The sequence below is a fragment of the Streptosporangium sp. NPDC049644 genome (assembly GCF_040675205.1).
GTDB classification, from domain to species: Bacteria; Actinomycetota; Actinomycetes; order Streptosporangiales; family Streptosporangiaceae; genus Streptosporangium; species Streptosporangium fukuiense.
Genome location: NZ_JBFAOJ010000064.1, coordinates 14,973 through 35,872, shown reverse-complemented (window position 1 = coordinate 35,872; position 20,900 = coordinate 14,973). Strand labels below are relative to the sequence as shown.

General features: G+C 72.2%; 17 protein-coding genes. 13 read left to right on the top strand and 4 right to left on the bottom strand.

Annotated elements, in window-relative coordinates; all coding sequences use genetic code 11:
- Positions 1-161: 161 nt before the first annotated feature.
- From AB0J58_RS29675 to AB0J58_RS29650, 6 genes are all read left to right on the top strand, one after another.
- Positions 162-596, top strand: a complete 435-nt coding sequence (locus tag AB0J58_RS29675) for a nuclear transport factor 2 family protein (RefSeq protein WP_343974834.1) — start codon at positions 162-164, stop codon at positions 594-596.
- A 36-nt stretch (positions 597-632) separates the two neighbouring features.
- Positions 633-1,400 (top strand): SDR family NAD(P)-dependent oxidoreductase, encoded by a 768-nt coding sequence (locus tag AB0J58_RS29670; RefSeq protein ID WP_364221703.1) that lies wholly within the window; start codon positions 633-635, stop codon positions 1,398-1,400.
- Positions 1,401-1,499: 99 nt separating this feature from the next.
- Positions 1,500-2,594, top strand: coding sequence for a CaiB/BaiF CoA-transferase family protein (locus AB0J58_RS29665; RefSeq protein WP_364221700.1), 1,095 nt, complete (start codon positions 1,500-1,502; stop codon positions 2,592-2,594).
- Between the two features lie 11 nt (positions 2,595-2,605).
- On the top strand, positions 2,606-3,739 hold the full coding sequence (locus AB0J58_RS29660) for an acyl-CoA dehydrogenase family protein (protein WP_364221697.1): 1,134 nt from the start codon (positions 2,606-2,608) through the stop codon (positions 3,737-3,739).
- Between the two features lie 14 nt (positions 3,740-3,753).
- Positions 3,754-4,935: an acyl-CoA dehydrogenase family protein gene (locus tag AB0J58_RS29655; RefSeq protein ID WP_364221694.1), complete on the top strand. Its 1,182-nt coding sequence runs from the start codon at positions 3,754-3,756 to the stop codon at positions 4,933-4,935.
- Positions 4,932-5,726 carry an enoyl-CoA hydratase-related protein gene (locus AB0J58_RS29650; protein WP_364221691.1) on the top strand — a complete coding sequence of 265 codons (795 nt, stop codon included), beginning with the start codon at positions 4,932-4,934 and terminating at the stop codon, positions 5,724-5,726. Before AB0J58_RS29655 ends, AB0J58_RS29650 begins: the two co-directional genes overlap by 4 nt.
- 47 nt (positions 5,727-5,773) lie before the next feature.
- Here AB0J58_RS29650 and AB0J58_RS29645 read toward each other — a convergent pair whose 3' ends face one another.
- A complete protein-coding gene (locus AB0J58_RS29645) occupies positions 5,774-6,406 on the bottom strand; it encodes a helix-turn-helix domain-containing protein (protein WP_364221689.1) in 633 nt (210 codons plus the stop codon).
- A gap of 208 nt (positions 6,407-6,614) precedes the next feature.
- Between AB0J58_RS29645 and AB0J58_RS29640 the strand changes: the two genes are divergently transcribed.
- From AB0J58_RS29640 to AB0J58_RS29615, 6 genes are all read left to right on the top strand, one after another.
- Positions 6,615-7,721, top strand: a complete 1,107-nt coding sequence (locus AB0J58_RS29640; protein WP_364221686.1) for an FAD-dependent oxidoreductase — start codon at positions 6,615-6,617, stop codon at positions 7,719-7,721.
- A 163-nt stretch (positions 7,722-7,884) separates the two neighbouring features.
- Positions 7,885-9,681: a fatty acyl-AMP ligase gene (locus AB0J58_RS29635; RefSeq protein ID WP_364221683.1), complete on the top strand. Its 1,797-nt coding sequence runs from the start codon at positions 7,885-7,887 to the stop codon at positions 9,679-9,681.
- Complete coding sequence (locus tag AB0J58_RS29630; protein WP_364221680.1) at positions 9,681-13,505, top strand: MMPL family transporter; 3,825 nt, start codon at positions 9,681-9,683, stop codon at positions 13,503-13,505. The genes AB0J58_RS29635 and AB0J58_RS29630 overlap by 1 nt, the downstream gene beginning before the upstream one ends.
- A gap of 119 nt (positions 13,506-13,624) precedes the next feature.
- On the top strand, positions 13,625-14,950 hold the full coding sequence (locus AB0J58_RS29625) for an MFS transporter (protein WP_364221677.1): 1,326 nt from the start codon (positions 13,625-13,627) through the stop codon (positions 14,948-14,950).
- 76 nt (positions 14,951-15,026) lie between these two features.
- A complete protein-coding gene (locus tag AB0J58_RS29620) occupies positions 15,027-16,244 on the top strand; it encodes a glycosyltransferase (RefSeq protein WP_364221674.1) in 1,218 nt (405 codons plus the stop codon).
- Positions 16,245-16,356: 112 nt separating this feature from the next.
- On the top strand, positions 16,357-16,749 hold the full coding sequence (locus AB0J58_RS29615) for a response regulator transcription factor (RefSeq protein ID WP_364221671.1): 393 nt from the start codon (positions 16,357-16,359) through the stop codon (positions 16,747-16,749).
- Positions 16,750-16,900: 151 nt separating this feature from the next.
- On the opposite strand, the gene AB0J58_RS29610 is transcribed toward AB0J58_RS29615, so the two are convergent.
- A complete protein-coding gene (locus AB0J58_RS29610; RefSeq protein ID WP_364221668.1) occupies positions 16,901-17,560 on the bottom strand; it encodes a response regulator transcription factor in 660 nt (219 codons plus the stop codon).
- A 173-nt stretch (positions 17,561-17,733) separates the two neighbouring features.
- Between AB0J58_RS29610 and AB0J58_RS29605 the strand changes: the two genes are divergently transcribed.
- Positions 17,734-19,581, top strand: coding sequence for a GAF domain-containing protein (locus AB0J58_RS29605; RefSeq protein ID WP_364221665.1), 1,848 nt, complete (start codon positions 17,734-17,736; stop codon positions 19,579-19,581).
- A gap of 134 nt (positions 19,582-19,715) precedes the next feature.
- On the opposite strand, the gene AB0J58_RS29600 is transcribed toward AB0J58_RS29605, so the two are convergent.
- Positions 19,716-20,537 carry a HAMP domain-containing sensor histidine kinase gene (locus AB0J58_RS29600; protein ID WP_364221663.1) on the bottom strand — a complete coding sequence of 274 codons (822 nt, stop codon included), beginning with the start codon at positions 20,535-20,537 and terminating at the stop codon, positions 19,716-19,718.
- A gap of 180 nt (positions 20,538-20,717) precedes the next feature.
- Positions 20,718-20,888 (bottom strand): hypothetical protein, encoded by a 171-nt coding sequence (locus AB0J58_RS29595; protein WP_364221660.1) that lies wholly within the window; start codon positions 20,886-20,888, stop codon positions 20,718-20,720.
- Positions 20,889-20,900 lie beyond the last annotated feature (12 nt).

Below are 20,900 nucleotides of genomic sequence, written 5' to 3'. Positions count from 1 at the left end.
ACGGTCAGCCGAATACTGGCTTCCAGACGGCAGCCGCCGGTCTGGTGCATCGGATGTATTCCGACCTGTCGTATGACCATGCGAAATCCCGAAACGATGCCGGGCTCGCAGCCCGAACCGGCGGGTGCGCGGTCGCCCGCGCCCGGCCCGGAAGGAGAACCATGACGGAGACCACTGGAACCGCGGGCACCACCACGGCCTACCCCTCCCGCGACGCCATCCGGCAGACGGTGCTCGGCTACGTGAAGGGATTGGAGAACTCCGAGTTCGACGCGGTGGCCGACCTGTTCGCCGACGACGCCTTCTACTCCCACCCGCCCTTCGACCCGGACAGCCCGAAGCGGGCCGAGGTCATCGGGCGGGAGGCGGTGCGGGCGCTGCTCAAGGGCAGGCGCGGCACCAGGAAGTGGTTCCACGAGATCCAGACGCTCTTCGTCGCCGACGACCGCTGCCTGATCGAGGGCATCGTCCGGGAGTCCGAGGGCGGGCCGATCCGGTCCTCCTTCGCCGGAGCGGGCACCTTCGACGCCGAGGCCCGGATCACCCGGTGGGTCGCCTATCGCAGTGTGCCCGCCATCGGCGAGTCCCTGGACTGAGACGTGCCGGATCCGGGAAACGGCGAAGGAAACACCGTGGCGGACGAACTGAAGGGCGTCGTCGCCCTGGTCACCGGGGCCAGCAGTGGGATCGGGCGGGCCACCGCCCTCCGGCTCGCCGCCTCCGGGGCCGCGGTGGCGTTGGTCGCGCGCCGGGAGGACCGGCTCCGCGACCTGTGCGACGAGATCACCGGCCTGGGCGGCGGTGCGGTCGCCCTCCCGGCGGACCTGGCCGATCCGGCCCGGGCCGCCGGTGCGGTTGAGGAGGCGGCCGCCGCGTACGGGCGGCTGGACGTCCTGGTCAACAACGCCGGGGTGATGTTGCTCGGCCCGGTGGCGGACGCACCGGAGGAGGAGTGGGAGCGCATGCTCGATCTCAACCTCGGCGCCGTGCTGGCGACGACCCGGGCGGCCCTGCCACACCTGCTGGCCGCGGCGGAGTCCGCGCCGCGCCGGGTGGCCGACGTGGTCAACATCGGCTCGGTGGCCGGCCGAGGCGCGGGAGCGCGGGCCGGCAACGGCGTGTACGCCCTGACCAAGGCCGGGCTGGCCGCCTTCTCCGAGTCGCTGCGCCAGGAACTGGCCGGGCAGCGGGTCCGGGTGGCTCTGGTCGAACCCGGTGCCACCGTCACCGAACTGGTCGACCACGTTCGCCCGGAAGTGCTGGCCGAGCGCAGGAAGGCGATGGGTGACGTCGTCCGGTTGTCCGCGGACGACGTCGCCGACGCCGTCGGGTACGTGGTGACCCGCCCCCGCGAGGTGGCACTGAACAGGATCGTGATCCGGCCGACCGCCCAGGTGTGATCGGCCGATGGTCGCTCCCCCGGCCCTTGCAACGAAATATCGGATATACATACGAAAGGTCGTGATGATAGTCGATCGCGGCCGGCTGGAGGGTGGAACGTGGAACGTGACGAGACGACGGGCACCGGGCTGCCGGCGTCGGAACCGCCAGGGCAGGGGCTGCCCCTGGTGGGGCTGAAGGTCATCGACTTCTCCGAACTGGCTCCCGGCCCGTTCCTGACCCGGTGCCTGCGCGACCTGGGCGCCGAGATCGACAAGGTGGAGCGCCCGGCCAGGGACGGCGCCCTCTCCACCCATCCGGGCACCTACCGGGTGCTCAACGACGGCAAGCGGATCCACGTCCTGGATCTGAAGACCCCGGACGGCCTGGCCCGCGCAGCGGAGCTGGTGGCCGGGGCCGACGTGCTGGTGGAGGGCTTCCGCCCGGGCGTCATGGACCGGCTCGGCCTCGGGTACGGCACGCTCGCCGAGCGGCACCCCGGCCTGGTCTACGTCTCCATCAGCGGCTTCGGGCAGGAGGGGCCGCTGAGCCGGATACCCGGCCATGACCTCAACTACCTGGCCGCCTCTGGGCTGCTCGGCCTGATGGGCGAGCTCGACGGCCCACCCGCCCTCGGCGTCGGCGCCCCCGTCGGCGACCTGCTGGGGGCGGTGTACGCGCTCAGCTCCACCCTCACCGCACTGCTCACCCGCAAGGACACCGGCCGGGGCCGCCACCTGGACGTCTCCATCACCGACTGCCTGACGCATGGCATGAACATGGTGATCGGCCAGCTCCAGGCCGACGGCCGCGCTTCGCTGCGGGAGGCCAGGGAGGCGGTCTTCACCCGTCCGGCCTACGGCGTCTTCGAGACCGCCGACGGCGAGTACCTGAGCATCGCCGCCTTGGAGGAGCACTTCTGGCAGCGCACCGTCGCCGCCCTCGACCTGGACCTGTCCGGCCTGGACACCGCCACCCTGGGGGACCGGCGCCGCAACACCCGTGAGATCAACGCCAGGATCGCCGCGGCGGTGCGTGGCCGGGACGTCAAGTCCCTGACCGAGACGCTGGAGGCCGCCGACGTCCCGGTGATGCGGGTGCTGTCGCCGCTGGAGCTGGCGGACTCCCCGCACGCCAGGGAGCGCGGCCTGTTCACCTCCGCCGGCGACATCGGCTACGTCCGCTTCCCGGTGCGGATCGGCGACGAGGCCTAGGAGGAATCGACGTGGACTTCCGACTGGACGAGACGGCGGAGACCCTCAGCGGACTGACGAGCGATCTGCTCGCCCGGGGACTGCCGGACGAGCGGATCGCCTCGGCCGACTTCGAGGCCGCCGGGTACTCCGAGGAGGCGTGGCGCGGCCTGGCGGAGGCCGGCGTCCTGGAGGCGTTCCTCCCCGAGGACCTGGGCGGCACCGACGCCGACGCCGTGGTGCTGGCCGCCGTGCTGCGGCGGGCGGCCCGGTACGGCGGCCTGGTTCCGGCGCTGCCCGTGCTGGCCTACGGCCTGCACACCCTGGCCAGGTACGGCGGCGCCGAGCAGCGGGACCTGCTGGGGAGCGTGGCCAAGGGCGGCGCCCTGGTGACCGGCGCGGTCCGCGGGCCCGGCGGCGGCCGGGTCCTGGACACGGACGTGACGGCCGAGCCGTACGACGGCGGCCATCGGCTGACCGGGGTGCGAACCTACGTCCCGTTCGGCGTGCAGGCCGAGGCGATCCTCGTCCCGGCGCGGATCATCGGCGGACCGGAGGACGGCACCGTTGGGGTCTTCGTGGTGGACGCCGCCGCCCCGGGGCTGGCCGCCGCGGCGCACCCGGTCACCGACCACGTGCCCACCGCCCGGATCGCCCTGGACGCGGTGGCGGTGCCCGGACACGCACTACTGGGCGGGCCGGCCCTGGCCGCCGAGGCCGCCGGACACCTGGAGCTGTCCGCGCTGCTGGGGGTGGCCGCCACCGCCTCCGGCCTGCTGGAGCGCGCCATGGAGCTGACCGCCGCGCACGTGAGGGCGAGGAAGCAGTTCGGCCGCGCGCTGGCCCAGTTCCAGGCGGTCACCATGCAGATGGGTGACGTCTTCACGGCGCAGCGCATCCTGGAGAACACCTATCTGGCCGCCGCCTGGCAGCTGGCGACCGGCCGCACCGCCGAGGCCCGGCGCAGCCTGTCGTCCGCCTGCTACCTGGTCTGCCACGACGCCGTCCCGGCGCTGCTCACCTGCCAGCACCTGCACGGCGGCACCGGCCTTGACATCGATCACCCGCTGCACCGGTACGTCACCGGTGGGCTCGCCCTCGGCCAGTTCCTGGGCGGCACCGAGGCATGTCTGGACGCGGCGGCCGGTTCCGCCCGGGTCAGCTGAGAGAGGACACCACCGTGTACATCGACCTGACCCCCGAGGAGCGCGAGCTCCAGCGGGAGGCGGACGCCTACTTCGCCGGCGTGGTGACCGAGCAGGAGCGTGCCCAGCTGCACGAGGACGAGTTCGGCCCCGCGTACCGGGCGGTGTCCCGGAGGCTGGGCCGCGACGGCTGGCTCGGCCTGGGCTGGCCGGTGGAGCACGGCGGCCGGGGCCTCGGTCCGATGGCCGACCAGATCGTGGTCAGCACCGCCTTCCGGTACGAGGTCCCCTATCCGCTGGTCACCGTCTACTCGGTCGGCCCGGCACTCCAGGAGTTCGGCACCCCGGAGCAGCAGCGGGAGTTCCTGCCGCGCATCCTCGCCGGCGACCTGCAGGTCTCCATCGGCTACAGCGAGCCCGGCTCCGGCACCGATCTGGCCTCGCTGACCACCTCCGCCCGGCGCGACGGCGACTCCTACCTCGTCAACGGCCAGAAGATGTTCATCTCGGGCGCGCACACCGCCGACTACCTGTGGCTGGCCTGCCGTACCAACCCCGAGGAGCCGCGCACCCGGGGCATCTCGATCCTGCTGCTCGACACCGCCCTGCCCGGCTTCAGCTGGACGCCCATCCGCACGCTGAACCGCTCGCACCAGGTCAACGCCGTCTACTTCGACGACGTCCGGGTAGCCGCGGACCGGCTGATCGGCCAGGAGAACAAGGGCTGGTCGGTGGTGGTCAGCCAGCTCAACTCCGAACGGTTCATCGTCGGCCCGGCCGGCAAGATCCAGGCCCACCTGGACCGGCTCCGGCACTGGGCCGCCGAGACGCCGCTGGGCGGGCCGGGCGGAGGGCGCCGGATGGCCGACCTGCCCGAGGTGCGCCGGGCGCTCGCCGAGCTCGACGCGATCGTCACCGCGAACGAGCTGCTCAACTGGCGGATCGTCGCCGACACCGGCACCGGCACGCTGGGCGCGGCCGACGCCTCGGTGAACAAGCTGTACAACTCCGAAAGGCTGGTCGAGGCCGGCGCCCGGATCGCACAGCTGGTGCAGCGGTACGGCGACCCCGCCGACGAGCTGACCGCCGCCGTGCTGCGCGACACGGATCACGCGTTCAAGACCGAGCTGAAGCTGCCGGTCGGCGGTGGCGTGAGCGAGATCCAACGCGAGCTGATCGCCACCGTGGGCCTGGGCCTGCCCAGGGCGCCCCGATGAACGCCCCCGGGATCCCCGGCGCCGGACCCGCGCTGGTCGGATATCACGCGGACCGCGAGCGCGGTGTCGCCGCGCTGACCCTGGACTCGGTCGCCAACCGCAACGCGCTGTCCCGTCCGCTGTTGGACCAGCTGACCGCACTGCTGCGGCGGGCCGCGGCCGACGATGCCGTCCGGGTCGTCGTGCTGCGCGCCAACGGCCCCTCGTTCTGCTCCGGCGCCGACCTCGCGGCGGTGCGCTCCGGCGCGATGACCCCGATCGTCGAGGGTGTCGTCGAGGTGCAGCGCCTCGTCGTGACCATGCCCAAGCCGGTGGTGGCGCGGGTGCACGGCACGGTCCGGGCCGGCGGCCTGGGCCTGGTCGCCGCCGCCGACGTCGCCGTCGGGTCGCTGGAGAGCAGCTACGCCCTCACCGAGGTCCGCCTCGGGCTGGCTGCCGCCGCGGTCAGCCTCACCGTGCTGCCCCGGCTCGGCGACCGGGCCGCCGCCGACTACCTGCTGACCGGCCGGGTCTTCGGCGGGGCCGAGGCCGAGCGGGCCGGGTTGCTGACCCGCGCCGTGCCCGAGGCCGAGCTGGACGCCGCGGTCGACGCGTACCTGGAGGACCTGCTGCTGGGCGGCCCACAGGGCCTGCGCGAGGCCAAGGCACTGCTCACCGCCCCGGTGCGCGCCCGGATGGACGAGCTCAGCCAGGAGATGGTCGAACTGTCCGCGCGGCTGTTCGCCTCTCCCGAGGCCAGGCGCGCGACCGAGGTCCTGCTGTCCCGGACCCGGCGCCCCCGCGGTGCCTGAGGGCAGGCGGCGGCGGGCGTGGGGAAAGGGATCACTCCACCGGTCCGTCAGGCGAGCGAGCCGGACAGTTCGGCGGCGGCGGCGGCCACCCGGGGGCCGACGGAGTCCAGGTCGAGGGGGGTGAAGGCGACCACGCCCACCGATGCCTCCAGCCAGGGGAGGCCGGGCACCGGGGCTGCGATGCCCCGGGCGCCCTCCTGGAGCTGCCCCTCGGAGACCTGGTAGCCGGCGCGGCCCTCGCGCAGGGCGAGGATGGCCAGCCCGGCGGCCCCCCTGGTCAGCGGGTGGCGGGACCCCTCGCGGTAGGCGACGTGCATGTTCGTCCAGGAGGGCTCGACCACCGCCACCGCCAGGCCCTCGTCGCCCTCGGCCACCGTCAGGTGCGCGGTCGCGCCCACCTCCTCGGCCAGCCCGCGCAGGGTGGGCAGGGCGCCTTCCCGGAGCAGCGGCTGCACGGCACGGGCCAGGACGAGAACCCCGAAGCCCAGGTGGACCCGCCCCGCGTCGTCCCGGCGGACGAAGCCCTCGCCCTGCAGGGTGGTGAGCAGGCGGTACACCGCCGGGCGGCTCAGCTCCAGCTCGGCCGCCAGCTCTGTGGGAGTACGACCCCGGCGTCCGTCGGCGAGCAGGCGGAGCAGCCGCAGGCCGCGCTCCAGGGTCTGCGAGGATTCGGCCGGCATCTAGGACACCCACTGGGCTGGAACCATGCCCCCGATTATCGCCGCCGCCCCGGCACCGGCCGGTACGTCCCCCGCTGAAGGACCGCACACCGCCCACGGGGCCGCGCCTCGCCCTCCGGTACCGAGGGCGGTGTGCCCGCCGTACCGGCGAGGACCTAGCGTGAGCTCGGACGACCCGCGGTGGAGCGGGGCTGGGGGAGGGGGCTCGATGAGGTCGGCGGTCGTGGTCGGGGCGGGGATCTGGGGGACGTCGCTGGCGCTCCGGCTGGCGGAGTCGGGGTGGCGGGTCACCCTGGTCGAGCAGTACCAGCCAGGTCACCTGCGGCAGGCGAGCGCCGGTGAGACCCGGCTGCTGCGCGCCTCGCACGGCACCGACGAGTGGTACGCCCGGATGGCCAGGCGGTCCCGCGAGCTCTGGCTGGACCTGGGCGCGCGGACCGGCGAGGAGCTGTACGCCGAGACGGGCGCGTACTGGTTCGCCCGCCGGGACCAGGGCTGGGAGAGGGCGAGCGCCGGGGTGTTCGACCGGCTCGACATCCCGTACGAGATCCACGACCCGGCCAGGGTCGGTGCCGCCTTTCCCGACTTCCGCGGCGACGACCTGGAGTTCGCGCTCTGGGAACCGGAGGCCGGGGTCGTCAGGGCCAGGCGGGCCACCCAGGTCACGGCCGGGCTCGCCCGCGCGGCCGGGGTCACCCTGCTCAGGGGGCGCGCGGAGCCGTACGGCGACGCGGTCCGGATCGGCGACGAGGTGCTCAGGGCCGATCGGGTGGTCTGGGCGTGCGGCGCGTGGCTGCCCCGGCTCTTTCCCGGTCTGGTGGATCTCCAGGTGACCAAGCAGGACGCGCTGCACTTCGCGGTCCAGGACCCGTGGGACACCCCGGCATGGGGCGACTACGACGCTTCGATCTACGGGCACGGCGACATCGACGGACTCGGCATGAAGGCGACGTCGGACGCCGAGGGTGAGCCTTACGAGCCGGAGACCGGTGACCGGCGGATCTCGCCGTCGGGCGAGGCGGTCGTCCGGGCCTACCTGCGGCGCAGGTTCCCGAGCCTGGCAGCGGCGCCCGTACTGCTGGGCCAGGCCTGCCAGTACACCCTCACCCGCGACGCCGAGTGGGTCATCGCGCGGCAACAGGACGGCGCCTGGCTGCTCGGCGGCGACTCCGGGCACGGATTCAAGCACGCCCCCGCCCTGGCGGAGTACGTCGCGGAGATCCTGGACGGCGCCAGGGAGCCCGAGCCCCGCTTCGGCCTGCACGAACGGGTCTCCGCCAGGGGGCTGCGTACCAGCGGCCGGACGGATCCGTGACCGGGGTCCGGCCCGGTTCGCACGAGCGGTCAGATCGACTGGTGATCAGTTGTCATGCCGGTAATAACCGGCAGCCGGGAATGTGGAGTGCTTTGGCAAGAATTGCGAGATACCCCTGACGTAAGTTGCTAGGTCCCTGTACCTCGGCGAGGGGACCTTGAGCATGAGCGAGACGCTGATCGCCCAGGTTGAGCGGTGGGCACGGGAGATCCCTGACGCTCCGGCCTACACCTTCCTTGACTACTCCGCCGGACGAGACGGGGTGCGGCACACGCTCTCCTGGGCGAAGGTCGACCTGCGGGCACGGGCGCTGGCCGTACGGCTGCGAGAGGTGACGCACCCGGGCGAGCGGGCGGCGATCCTGGCGCCGCAGGGACTGGAGTACGTGGTCGCGATGCTCGGGGCGATGTACGCCCGGGTGATCGCGGTACCGCTCTTCGCGCCGGACCTGCCCGGTCACGCCGACCGGCTGATCCGCGCCTACGCCGACGCCGACCCGGTGTGCGTGCTCACCACGACGCCCGCGCTGGAGGGGGTGCACGCCTTCCTGGACGGCCGCTCCGCGCCCCGGCCCAAGCGGATCATCACCCTGGACATGGTCTCCGACCTGCTGGCCGACGAGTGGGAACCCGAACCGATCGGCCCCGGGGACCTGGCGTACCTGCAGTACACCTCCGGCTCGACCCGCGCCCCGGCAGGGGTGGAGATCAGCCACGGCAACTTCACAGCCAACGCCAGGCAGCTGTGGACCGCGTTCCGCGCCACCCCCAGGGTGTCCACGGCCGCGCTCTGGCTGCCGCTCTTCCACGACATGGGCCTGATCGCCACCATCGCCGCGCCGATCGTGGGCGGCAACCAGTCGATGTTCATGGACCCGGTGGCGTTCGTCATGCACCCGGTGCGCTGGCTGCGGATGCTCTCCGGGCAGGAGGACGTGTTCACCGGCGGTCCCAACTTCGCCTACGAGTACACGGCGAGCCGGGTCACCGAGGCGGAGAAGGCCACGCTCGACCTGTCCGGGGTGTCTGTCATGCTCAACGGCGCCGAGCCGCTCCGGGGCAGCACGATCGACCGTTTCTCCGAGGCGTTCGCCGGGTGCGGGCTGCGGCCCGAGGCGCACACCCCCGGCTACGGCCTGGCCGAGGCGACGGTGTTCGTCACCGCGATGGACCGGGACCTGCCCGCCCGGGTCACCCTGTTCGACCGCGACGCGCTGACCGCGGGGCGCGCGGTGCCGCACACGGGACGGGGCCGGATCAGCGACCTCGTCTCCTGCGGGGTGCCGACGGGCCAGCGGGTGGTCATCGCCTCCATGCCAGGTACGACGCCCGACCCGACATCCGGCACGGCGTCCGGTACGGCCAGACCCGACGGCGAGGTCGGCGAGATCTGGGTGCGGGGGCCCAACGTGGCACGGGCCTACTGGCGGGACGCCGAGCGCAGCGCCGAGGTCTTCGGCAACGTCCTCGAAGGGGAGGAGGGCACCTGGCTGCGCACCGGTGACCTGGGCGTCATGCACGGGGGCGAGCTCTACATCACCGGACGGGTCAAGGACCTGATCATCGTCGACGGGCGCAATCACTATCCACAGGATGTGGAGGTGACCGTGCAGGAGGCCGAGGAGGCCGTCCGCAGGGACCATGTGGCCGCGTTCGCGGTGCCGGGGGAGGAGACCGAGCGGCTGGTGGTGGTGGCCGAGCGGTCACGGAAGGCCGACGGGCGGGACATCGACGAGATCGCGGCCAACATCCGCGCAGCTGTCACGAAAAATCATGATCTGCGGCTGCATGACTTCGTACTGGTCGAGGCGGGGGCCGTGCCGCGCACGTCCAGCGGGAAGATCGCCAGGCGTGCCTGCGCGCGGGCCTACCTGGACGGCGCCTTCCCGACCGGTGCCTTCCCGGCCGACGGGTTCTCGGCCGACGGGTTCTCGGCCGACGGGCAAGGTGCCGACGTCTGATGTTCGAGTCGCTTGGGCGGGCCGTCTACCGAGGGCGCTGGTCCCTGCTGGTCCTGGGGACGGCGTTCGCGGTCCTCGCCGGCTACTTCGGGCTGGGGTTGTTCGGCAGGATGTCCGACGGCGGCTTCGAGGACCCGGGGGCAGAGTCGACCTCGGCCGCCGAGTGGAGCCAGAAGTGGTTCGGCGGCAACTCACCCGACGTGGTGGCCCTCTACACGCATCCCAGCTACGAGGCCGCCGACGAGCGGTTCGAGAAGGACGTGCGGGAGGCGCTCCGCGCGCTGCCCGCCGAGCAGGTCGCGAGCACCACCACCTACTGGTCGACCAAGGCCGGGGAACTCGTCTCCGAGGACAGGCACTCCACCTACGCGCTGATCACCCTGCGCGGCGGGCAGCTGACCAAGCAGAGCGGGTACGAGAAGATCAGGGACGAGCTCCGCAGGGCGCCCGCCGGATACACGGTCAAGATCGGCGGCAGGATCCCGCTGCTCAAGGACCTCAACGCGCAGACCGGCGCCGACCTGCAGCAGGCCGAGGCCATCTCGATGCCGGTACTGCTCGTCCTGCTCGTCATGGTCTTCGGCAGCCTGGTCGCGGCGGGCCTGCCACTGGTCGTCGGGCTGCTCTCGGTGGCCGGGGCGCTGTTGCTGCTGAGACTGCTCACCGAGGTCACGGACGTCTCGGTGTTCTCGCTGAACGTCGTGACGATGCTCGGGCTCGGCCTGGCCATCGACTACTCGCTCTTCGTGCTGAACGCCTTCAGGGAGGAGATCCACCGGGGGACACCCACCGAGGCGGCGGTCGTGCGGACCATCGCCACCGCCGGACGCACCGTCGCCTTCTCCGGGCTGACCGTGGCGACCTCGCTCAGCGGGCTGCTGCTCTTCCCGCAGATGTTCCTGCGGTCGATAGGGCTGGGCGCGGCGGCGGTGGTGCTGGTCGCGATGGTGTCCGCGATCGTGGTACTGCCCGCGCTGCTGGCCGTGCTCGGGCCGAAGGTGGACGCGATCAAGGTCATGCCCGACTTCGGCAGTCGCAGGGGCGGTACCTGGCACACCATCGCGTCCAGCGTGATGCGCCGCCCGGTCGCGTACCTCCTCGGAGTCGGGCTGCTCCTCGTCGCGCTGGCCGCGCCCTTCGCGCACGCGCGGTTCGGCAGCGTGGACCATCGCGTACTGCCGGAGGGGTTCGAGAGCCGCCAGGTGGCCGAGGAGATCAACACGAGGTTCGCCAAGAACGCCCTCGCGCCGATCGAGGTCATCGTGCTCGTCGAGCGCGACCTGGTCGGGCCGATGACCGCGTCGGCGCCCGGCGCGCTCACCTCCGAGGTCGGTACCCAGCGCGGCCCCCTCGGCGTCGGGAACTCGGGGATCACCCCGGTCACCCCGGTCGGCCCGCTGGACGTCAAGGTCTTCGCCGAGCGGCTGGAGGCACTCGACCACGTCACCGGCGTCGACGTGACCGGCGTCTCCCAGAACGGCGGCGCCGTGCGGCTGGCGGTTCGCTACGACAGGGACCCGATGTCGGACGAGGCCCGCGCGCTGGTCGACAGGATCCGCGAGCTGCCGCCCGAGCCGAACTTCCAGGACGTCGTCGTCGGCGGTCCCACCGCGGCCCAGCTGGATCTACAGGCCAGTCTGCGGGCCACCCTGCCGTGGACCGCACTGGTGGTCTGCCTCATGACGGGCCTGCTGCTGTTCGCCGCGTTCGGCTCGATCCTGCTGCCGGTCAAGGCGATCCTGATGAACGTCGTGTCGCTGGGGGCGTCGTTCGGGGTGATCGTCTGGGCCTTCCAGGACGGCCATCTCGCGAGCGTCCTGGGCTTCACCCCGACGGGGAGCATCGAGGCGACGATCACGGTGCTGATCCTGGCCGTGGTGTTCGGGCTCTCCATGGACTACGAGCTGTTCCTGCTCAGCAGGGTCCGCGCGGAGTGGCTCAGAACCGGCGACAACACCGTGGCGGTGGCGGTCGGGCTGGAGCGGACCGGAGGGGTCATCACCAGCGCGGCCCTGCTGCTGCTGGTCGTCATCGGGGCGTTCTCCACGGCCGGGATCACGATCGTCAAGATGCTCGGCGTCGGCATGTTCGTGGCCATCGTGGTGGACGCCACCCTGGTCAGGGCGCTGCTGGTGCCCGCGACGATGCGGCTGATGGGCGAGGCCAACTGGTGGCTGCCGAGCTTCCTGCGCGGCTTCCACCGGCGGATCGAGATCCGCGAGCACGCCACGGACGAGCTTCCCGCCACGTACGTGATGGTGGAGCGCGCGGGTGCCCCCGGTGCCCACCGCGCCGCCCCCGCGCGCCGCCTCGCCCACCTCCCGGGGCCCCCGCAGATCGCCGCCGGAACCTCCTCCCAGGCTCCCGCGGGGCCTCCCCCGCCACCGCCCGCCGAACCACTGCCGATCGCCCCCGCCGTTCCGGTACGCGTCATCAGGACCGGCCGCGACGGCGACTGGCAGTGGGCCGAGGAGTTCCCACCGCCCCCCACCGCACCTCTGGACCCGCATGTGCCGGTGCCGGACGTCCGCGCGGCGGAGGGGGGACCCTGGGACTCGCCCATGGACCCGCACGTCCCGGCGCCGGGTGTTCGCGCCATGGGGGAGGGGCCCTGGGCCGTACACCTGGACCCGCGCGTCCCGGTGCCGGAGGTTCGCGCCGTGGGAGAGGAGTCCTGGGGCTCGCCCGTGGACCCGTATGCCCACGCCGCGGAGGAGGGGGCCTGGGGGGTGCCCGTGGATCCGCACGTTCCGGTGTCGAACGCCCGTGCGGCGCGGGAGGAGACTCGGGGCCCGCGCCCGGACCCGGCGGCCCCGCGCAACGGGTTCCGCGTCCCGTCCCCCGAGCCCGGTACGGCACGTCCCTGGCGGTCCCGGATCTCGGATGCCTCCTTCCGGCAGAACCGGTCGAATCCCTACCCCATGCCCGGACTCGACGCCGAGCCGCCCCCTCCCGTCCAGCCGACGTCCAGGCCCGCCGCCGCGTCCACCGCACCGCCGACGTCCGGCCCCGGGCCGGCCGGGGGCAGGACCAGGAAGGTCATCAAGCCGAACCTGGACGGTCCCGGCTGGCACTGGGCCGAGGAGCAGGAGAGGCCGTCCCCACCGGAGCCCCTGCTGACCGTGCGGGACGCGATGGAACAGTCTCCCCGGCCCGCTAATGTGGCCCGCTCCGGTGACTTCCCGCCGCCCCCGGCGGCTTCCGAGCGCCGGCCCGCCGGGCTGCCGGCGGCCCCTGACACGCCACCCGCCACCCCGCCTCCGGCGCCCGTACCCGAGGAGGTGGGGAGGCCGGAACCCGGGGAGGACGCGCGCCGCGTGCCGAGCCTGCCGCCGGTCAGCAGCCATCTGATCGACCAGTTGGAGCCGCTGGTACGGCCGGTGGCCAGGGCGATCGAGCCGGGGCCCCCGGCGCCCCGGCAGGAGATCCCGGCATCCCCGCAGACGCCCCCCTCGGACCCCTCTCCGCCTGCGCTTCCGCAGACCCCTGCCCCGCCCTCTGCCCTGCCCTCGGTCCCGGCCTCGCCTGCGGTTCCGCGGACCCCGGCCCCGCCCTCGGCCCCGTCGCCGGTTCCGGTCCCCCAGGTTCCGCGGCCTCCGGCGGGGGTGCGGTGGAGGGCGGCGGCCCCCGCCTCCCCGCCCGCTGCCGTACCGCGCGGTGAGGCGGTACCGCGTGGTGCGGGGGAGCCCGCGGGCGGGGCGCCCGCGAGGCGGGAGACGGAGGAACCGGCGGGAGGCTGGGTCGCCGTGGGCACCAGAACCACGCGGGTCGTACGCCCCAAGGCCGACGGATCCGGCTGGGAGTGGACAGAGGTGGACGAGTGAGCGATCGGGCCGTACCGGGCGCGCAGCCCAGGCCGGACGCCCAGGTCGTACCGACTCCGTCCGCCGCGTCGAGCGCGCCGGGTGCGTCGCCATCAGGATCGCCGTCGGGAGCACCGGCAGTGCGGCGAGGGCTGTTGCTGCTGGTCATCGGGCTCGCTGGATTCGTGACGACTCTGGACAACACCGTCGTGACGGTCGCGCTGCCCACCCTGCAGGCGGAGCTGGGCGCGTCGCTGGCGGCACTCGAATGGGTCGTCACCGGCTACGTCCTCACCTTCTCGGGCTTCATGCTCGCCGGTGGCAGGCTGGCCGACGTCTACGGCCGTCGCAGGGTGCTCGTCGCGGGACTGGCCGTCTTCACGGCGGCGTCCCTCGCGGCGGGGCTGGCCACCTCGGTGGGCGCGCTCGTCGCCGCCAGGCTGGTGCAGGGTTCCGGGTCCGCCCTGATCCTGCCCGCGATGCTGGCGATCGTCGCGGTCGGCAACGACGAGCGGCAGCGGTCCGTCGGGGTCGCCGTCTGGATGGCGTCAGGGGCGGGCGCGCTCGCCCTGGGGCCGGTCGTCGGCGGTTATCTCACCCAGCACTTCCACTGGAGCTGGATCTTCCTGCTCAACGTCCCGCTCGGCGTCCTCATCATCGCGCTCGCCACCGTCGCGATCCCGGAGTCGCGCGACGAGCGGGCCGCCCGGGTGGACGTTCCGGGGGTCGCGTCGTCGGTGGTCGTCCTGTCGGCGGGTACCTTCGCCCTGACCTTCGGGGCCGAGCTGGGGTGGACCTCGCCGCCGATCCTGGTCGCGCTGCTGTTCACGGTGGCCGCCGCCCTGGTCTTCGCCGTCGCGGAGAGGCTCGGCGAGGACCCGATGGTGGACCTCGCGCTGTTCCGGTCGCGGACCTTCACCGGCGGGGTGATCGCCCAGGTGCTCTGGGGACTCGGGGTCAACGGGGTCTTCTTCTTCACCGCGCTGTTCCTGCAGGGTGTGCTCGGTTTCAGCCCCACCGCGTCCGGGCTGGCGTTCGTGCCGCTGGCGCTGCTGGTCGTCGTGGTCACGCCGCTGGTGCCGTTCGCCGAACGCCGGATCGGCGCCGCGCGCACCGTGGCGCTGGGGCTCGTCCTCGTCGCCGCGGGCATGGCCGCCGTCGCGTTCCTGCGCCCGGGGGACGGCTGGGCCGAACTGCTGCCGTCGGTATGCGTGATCGGGATCGGCTCGGCGCTGACCATGCCGCTGGGGTCGGCGGTGCTGGGTGCCGTGCCCGAGTCCAGGGCAGGGGTGGCCGGGGGCGTGTTCAGCGTGGCCCGGGAGATGTCGGGGCTGTTCGGCATCGCGATCATCGGGGTGATCGTCAACGGTTCCGCGAGCTTCACGGCCGGCTACTCGACGGGCCTGCTCGCGGCCGCGGGGCTGGTCGTCACGGGGGCGGCCATCAGCCTGGTGACGCTCCGATGAGTCGTCCGGGTGGCGACGCCTTGGTGAGCCGCCGGATCGGTGAGTTTCGGCGAGCCGTCGGTTCGGGGAGGTACGGGTGAGGATCGCGGTCCTGGCGTTCGGCTCGCGGGGTGACACCCAGCCGTGCGTCGCGCTCGGCGCCGGACTCGCCCGGCGGGGGCATCAGGTCATGATCGTGGCGGCGGGCCGCTACGGCGGGCTGGTCGAGGAGGCGGGGCTGGAGTTCAGCCCGATCAGCGTGGACCCGTTGAAGATCATGGAGTCCGCGGAGGGGCAGGCGTGGCTGCGGAGCGGCCCCGCCGGGTTCGCCAGGGGGTTTCGCACGATCGTGGAACCGCTCGCCGAGCGCCTGGTCGCCGAGGTGGACGCGGCCTGCGCCGGAGCCGACCTCGTCCTGTCACCCGCGCTGGGCGGTTTCGGGCACCATCTCTCCGAGCGGTACGGCATGCCGTACGCGCTGCTGCACTTCCAGCCCAGCGAGCCCACCCGGGCCTTCCCCAACCCGCTGGTGCCGTTGCGCACGCTCGGCGGAGCCGGCAACCGGGCCAGCTACGCGCTGGTCGAGGGGTTGAGCTGGCTGCTGCTCGGTCGCATGGTGAACCGGCTGCGGGGCCGGGTGTTCAAGCTCGAACCCATGCGGGGCAGCCCGTTCCGGCGGGCACGGGCCGATCGGGTGCCGGTGCTGTGCGGGGTCAGCCCCTGGATCGTCGGCCGCCCACGGGACTGGCCGGACTACGTGCACCTGACCGGTTTCTGGTCGCTTGAGCGCGCGCTGCCGCCCTGCCCCGAGATCGTGGCGTTCCTCGACGCGGGGCCGCCACCGGTCTTCGTGGGCTTCGGCAGCATGATCCCGGCCGACCCGGTCGCGACGGCGGAGACGGTGGTGGCGGCGCTGCGCAGGGCCGGGGTGCGGGGAGTCCTTCAGGGCATGCCGTACGAGGGCGCCGACGACATGCTCGTCATCGGCGATATCGATCATGGGTGGCTCTTCCCGCAGATGGCCGCGGTGGTGCACCACGGCGGCGCCGGGACCACGGGGACGGGCCTGCGGGCCGGGGTGCCGGGGGTGATCTGTCCCTTCTTCTCCGACCAGCCGTTCTGGGGAGCACGGGTGGCGTCGCTGGGGGCCGGGCCCGCGCCGCTGCCGATCGGCAGGGCCACCGTGGGAGCACTGGCCGCACGGGTGGTACACGCCGTACGGGATCCGGGAACGCGGGCGGTGGCGGCGCGACTGGGGGAGCGGCTGCGGGCCGAGGACGGGGTGGGACGCGCGTGCGAGGCGCTCGGAGCCTGACCGTGTTCGGGTCGCCCGAGGCTCGCCGACCATGCTCCATACCCGCCAGTGGCCTCCCGATTTTCCCGCTAGCTGCAATGTGCCGACGCTGTTCCCATGCGATCCTCGATGTGTGGCCGTAAGTTGTCTGATCGTCGATGACAGCGATCACTTCCGCTGTGCCGCCCGTGCGCTGCTGGAGCGGGAGGGGATCGCCGTGGTCGGCATGGCCTCCGCGAGCGACGAGGCCCTACGGCAGATCGGCGACTCCCGGCCGGACGTCGCACTCGTCGACATCGACCTCGGTGAGGAGAACGGTTTCGACGTCGCTCAGCGGCTCGCGCGGGTGCCCCCCGAGGGCCGCCCGCGCATCATCATGATCTCGACCCACGCCGAGAAGGACTTCACGGACATGATCACGGCCAGTCCCGCCGTCGCGTTCCTGTCGAAGTCAGCCCTTTCCGGGGCGGCGATTCGCGACATTCTCCGGAAAGCCTGTGACGAAGGGGATCTGGCCCCCACCTGACCCGGGACGTGCCCCGTGGATCTCCCGCCGGGCCGGCCCGCGACGCCAAGCCGACCCCACCGGTCCGGCCCTGTCGGCCCCACAGGTCCCCGGTCCCGGACCCGCATCGGTCCTCAGGTCGCACCGGTCGTTCCCCGGGAGGCGATCCGGGTCAGCGGGTTTCGAGGAAGGCCAGTACGGCGAGGACGCGGCGGTGATCGTCTTCCGATCCCGGTATCCGCATCCTGGACAGGATGCTGTGCACGTGCTTCTCGACCGTGCCCTCGGTGATCCAGAGCTTGCTCGCTATGCCGGCATTGGAGCGGCCCTCGGCCATCAGCGCGAGGACCTCCTGCTCGCGCGCGGTGAGAAGCTCCAGCGGGTCGTTCCTGCGGTGGGTCTTGATGAGCTCCCGCACCAGGCTCGGATCGACGACCGAGCCGCCCTGGGCGACGCGCTCGAGCGTCTCCACGAAGTCGCCGACCCCGGTCACCCGGCTCTTGAGCAGGTAGCCGACCCGGTGCCCGGCGGCGAGCAGTTCCATCGCCTCCTCCACCTCGATGTGCGCCGACAGCAGGAGGATCCCCGTCTCCGGAAACTCCTCACGGATCACCCGTGCCGCGTCAAGGCCCTCGTTCGTGTGGGTCGGGGGCATCCGGATGTCGAGGACGACGAGATCCGGCCGGTGCTCGCGGACCAGGGGGAGGATCTCCGTCGCGTCTCCGGCCTGGCCGACGATGTCGAAGCCCGAGCGTGCCAGCAGGCTCGACACCCCCTCGCGGAAAAGCACGTCGTCGTCCGCCAGTGCCACACGTATCCGGTTCTCGTGCATGATCATCGCCCTTTCGGGGTGTCTTTCCCGCCGGGTCCGTCATTAAAAGAATGGTCGCTTTAGGGTTAAGGAATTCCCAATACTCTGGACAGTCGGTCGTAAGTCCACCGGGCGGGGTATGGTTCGGGGCGAAGTGTGAAATATCCCGTTGACATGCGAGTATCTTAGTATCTATGCGCGAGCGGCTGCTGTCGTCATTGACGCACACAAAGCGTCAATCTTTCGTGCTGGGGATCGTATGCGCCGCCGCGTGTATCGCGGTGGAAGTTTTTCTTTCCCTTTTTCTGGTCCGCTTGATGCCGGGCGGTTTCCTGGACGGGATCTACCTGCTCGGTGTGCTGCTGGTCTCGGTCGTCTGGGGCCTGTGGCCAGGACTGGTGACCCTGCTGGCCAGCGCCACCGCCTTCGACTACTTCAACCTTCCCCCGCAGGGGTTCTTCTTCCCCGGGGAGCACTGGCTCTGGACCCCGCTTCTGATCTTCCTTCTCGTCGGGCTGGCGACCACTTTGATCGCGGCACGGGTGCGCTCACTGGGCATCCAGACGAACGAGCGTCGCCGTGAGGCGGACCTCTCCGTGCAACTGGCCCACATCCTGCTGCGTACCGAGAACCTGAGCGCGGCGCTGCCGCCGGCCTCGCGCCTCCTGGCCCGGACCCTGGGGGCGCCGGGCCTGGAGATCCGGCTCGCCGAGGTCCCCGCCGGAGAGCAGGGCGAGGTTCTGCCGCTCACAGAGGGCGGCGATCGGGTCGGCACGCTCGTCCTTCCCGCCGGGACGTCGGAGGATGTGCGAAGACGTCTGCGCGACCGGATGCTGCCCTCTTTGGAGGCGCTGTTGCGGGCGGCCCGCGATCGCGAGAACATCGGGGCCGTCCTGGCGTCCAGTCGTGACGAGCTGCGCAGGATCGCGCGGGAGCAGGCGACGTTGCGGCGGGTCGCGACGCTCGTGGCGCAGGGCATCTCCTCGACGGAGCTGTTCAACGCGGTCGCCTACGAGATGGGCTCCCTCATGAAGGCGGACCACGTGTCGGTCACCCGCTACGACCCCGGCCACACGACGGTGGTGGGCACATGGAGTCTCCGGGAGGACGTGCGGAAGGTGATGCCTCTCGGCTCGCAGTGGCCGATCAGCGAGACGATCGTCTCCGGCACGGTGCTGCGGACGGGAAAGCCGGCACGGGTGACGAACTACGAGGAGACCTCGGGAACGATCCTGAGGTGGGCCCGTGAGATGGGCATCACCTCCGCACTCGGCTCTCCCGTGATCGTCGACGGCTCTCTGTGGGGGGTGATGCTCGCCTTCTACAGCCGCTGGGAGCCGAGGCTCGAAGGCGCCGAGGAGCAGATGACGGACTTCACCGAGCTGATCGCGACCGCCATCTCGAACGCGCAGGCCCGCGCCGATCTCGCCGCCTCCCGCGCGCGCCTCGTCGCCGCGTCCGACGAGACCCGCCGGCGCATCGAGCGCGACCTGCACGACGGTGCCCAGCAGCGGCTGGTCTCACTCGGGCTCGAACTGCGCGCGGTGGAGGCCGGAGTGCCGCCGGGGATGACCGAACTCAGGGAGCAGCTGTCTCAGGCGGTCCAGGGGCTGACCGGGGTCGTGGAGGACCTGCAGGAGCTCTCCAGGGGCATCCACCCGGCGATCCTGTCGAAGGGCGGTCTCGTACCCGCGCTGAAGACGCTCGCACGCCGCTCCGCCGTTCCGGTGGAACTCCGGCTGAGCTCCGTCCCGCGCCTGCCGGAACGCGTCGAGGTGGCTCTCTACTACACCGCGGCGGAGGCGCTGACCAACGTGGTGAAACACGCGCACGCCTCCGTGGTCTGCGTCACCCTCGGTGTGGCCGGGGCGACGGTCCGGCTCTCGGTCAGCGACGACGGGACCGGGGGAGCCGAGTACGGCGGGGGGTCGGGGCTCATCGGGCTCAGGGACCGCGTCGAGACGCTCGGCGGAAGGCTGACGATCACGAGCTCCGCGGAGGAGGGCACGTCGCTTCTGGTGATGGTGCCGATCGAGAACTGACGGCCACGGCCGGCTCGCCGGGGTGGGCGGGTCCCCGAGCGGGAACCCGGTCGCCGGTCCGGGGGAGCCTGGACGGGCGACCGCCCGGTCGGGGGGTGGGGGTTCGGCGGATCCCACTGTCATCCGGGCAGGTGTCAGAGGGTGGGGGCCCGGCGGGAAGCGGTCTCTCCACCGCCGTCCGGCCGTGCGGCGGTGGAGAGCGGAAGGCGGAGGACGAACCGTGCGCCGCCCAGCGGAGAGCCGTCCACCTCGATGGTGCCCAGATGGGCTTCGGCGATGTCGCGGGCGATCGTGAGGCCGAGCCCGACGCCTCCCCGGCTGCGGCAGCGGGCCGTGTCCAGCCGGGTGAACCGCTCGAAGACCCGATCCCTGTCGGCGCCGGCGATGCCGTCCCCGTCGTCGGTGACGGTCAGCTCGCCGTATCCACCGTCCTTGCGCACCTCGACCAGCACCGTGCGCCTGGCATGGCGCTGCGCGTTGTCCAGAAGGTTGGAGAGGAGCCGGTCGATCTCCACGTCGACGACGTTCGCCCTGACCCCGGGGGCGAGCCGAAGTCGTACGGGGATGTCGTCCTCGCGCCGCGAGACCGTGGCGCGGGCCAGCTCACCCAGGTCCGTGCTGACGAACGTGTCCGGCGGGTTCGTGCCGACCTTCGCCAGCATCAGCAGGTCGCTGACGATCCGCTGAAGCCGGTCGACGTCTTCCAGCGCGTCTGCCAGCAGCTCGCTCAGGTCCGTCTCCTCGGGATGCAGCCGGGCCTCTTCCAGGAGAGCCCTGAGCCCGGCGATCGGGGTGAACAGCTCGTGCGAGGCGTCGGACACGAATCGCCGCTGCTGGACCAGCGACCGGTCGATCCGGTTCCTGGCGTTCTCCATCTGCTTCAGCAGGTCACTGGTCGCCAGGGCGAGACGAATGATCTCGTCCGACCCCGGAAGCCCGTGGAACCGGCTGCTCAAAGGGTTGGCGTGCGGCGGCATGAAGATCCCGTTTCGATCTGCACCGATCGGTGCGCTTTTCAAGGAAGGCGGCGAAGTCTCGTCATCGGCGATGCCGCCGCGGAGACGGGCGGTTGCCCTCATCACCATGGTGTCGTCTCCGGCGCCAGCCGTCTGCGCTGGCAGCCTCCGTTTGTCGCTTCATGCCAGCGGGATCTCGGCATTCCGGCTACCTGCAATGCCGCGGGCTCCCGCCCGCGTGGGACGCCGGATCAGCCGGAAGGTATCGAAGTCCTGTGTGTCCTTGACTGGGGCTGTTGAGCCCATTGCGATCTGGGTAAAGTGTGGATCGATCGTTTTGACCAGCTTCACCCGGGGAGTTCA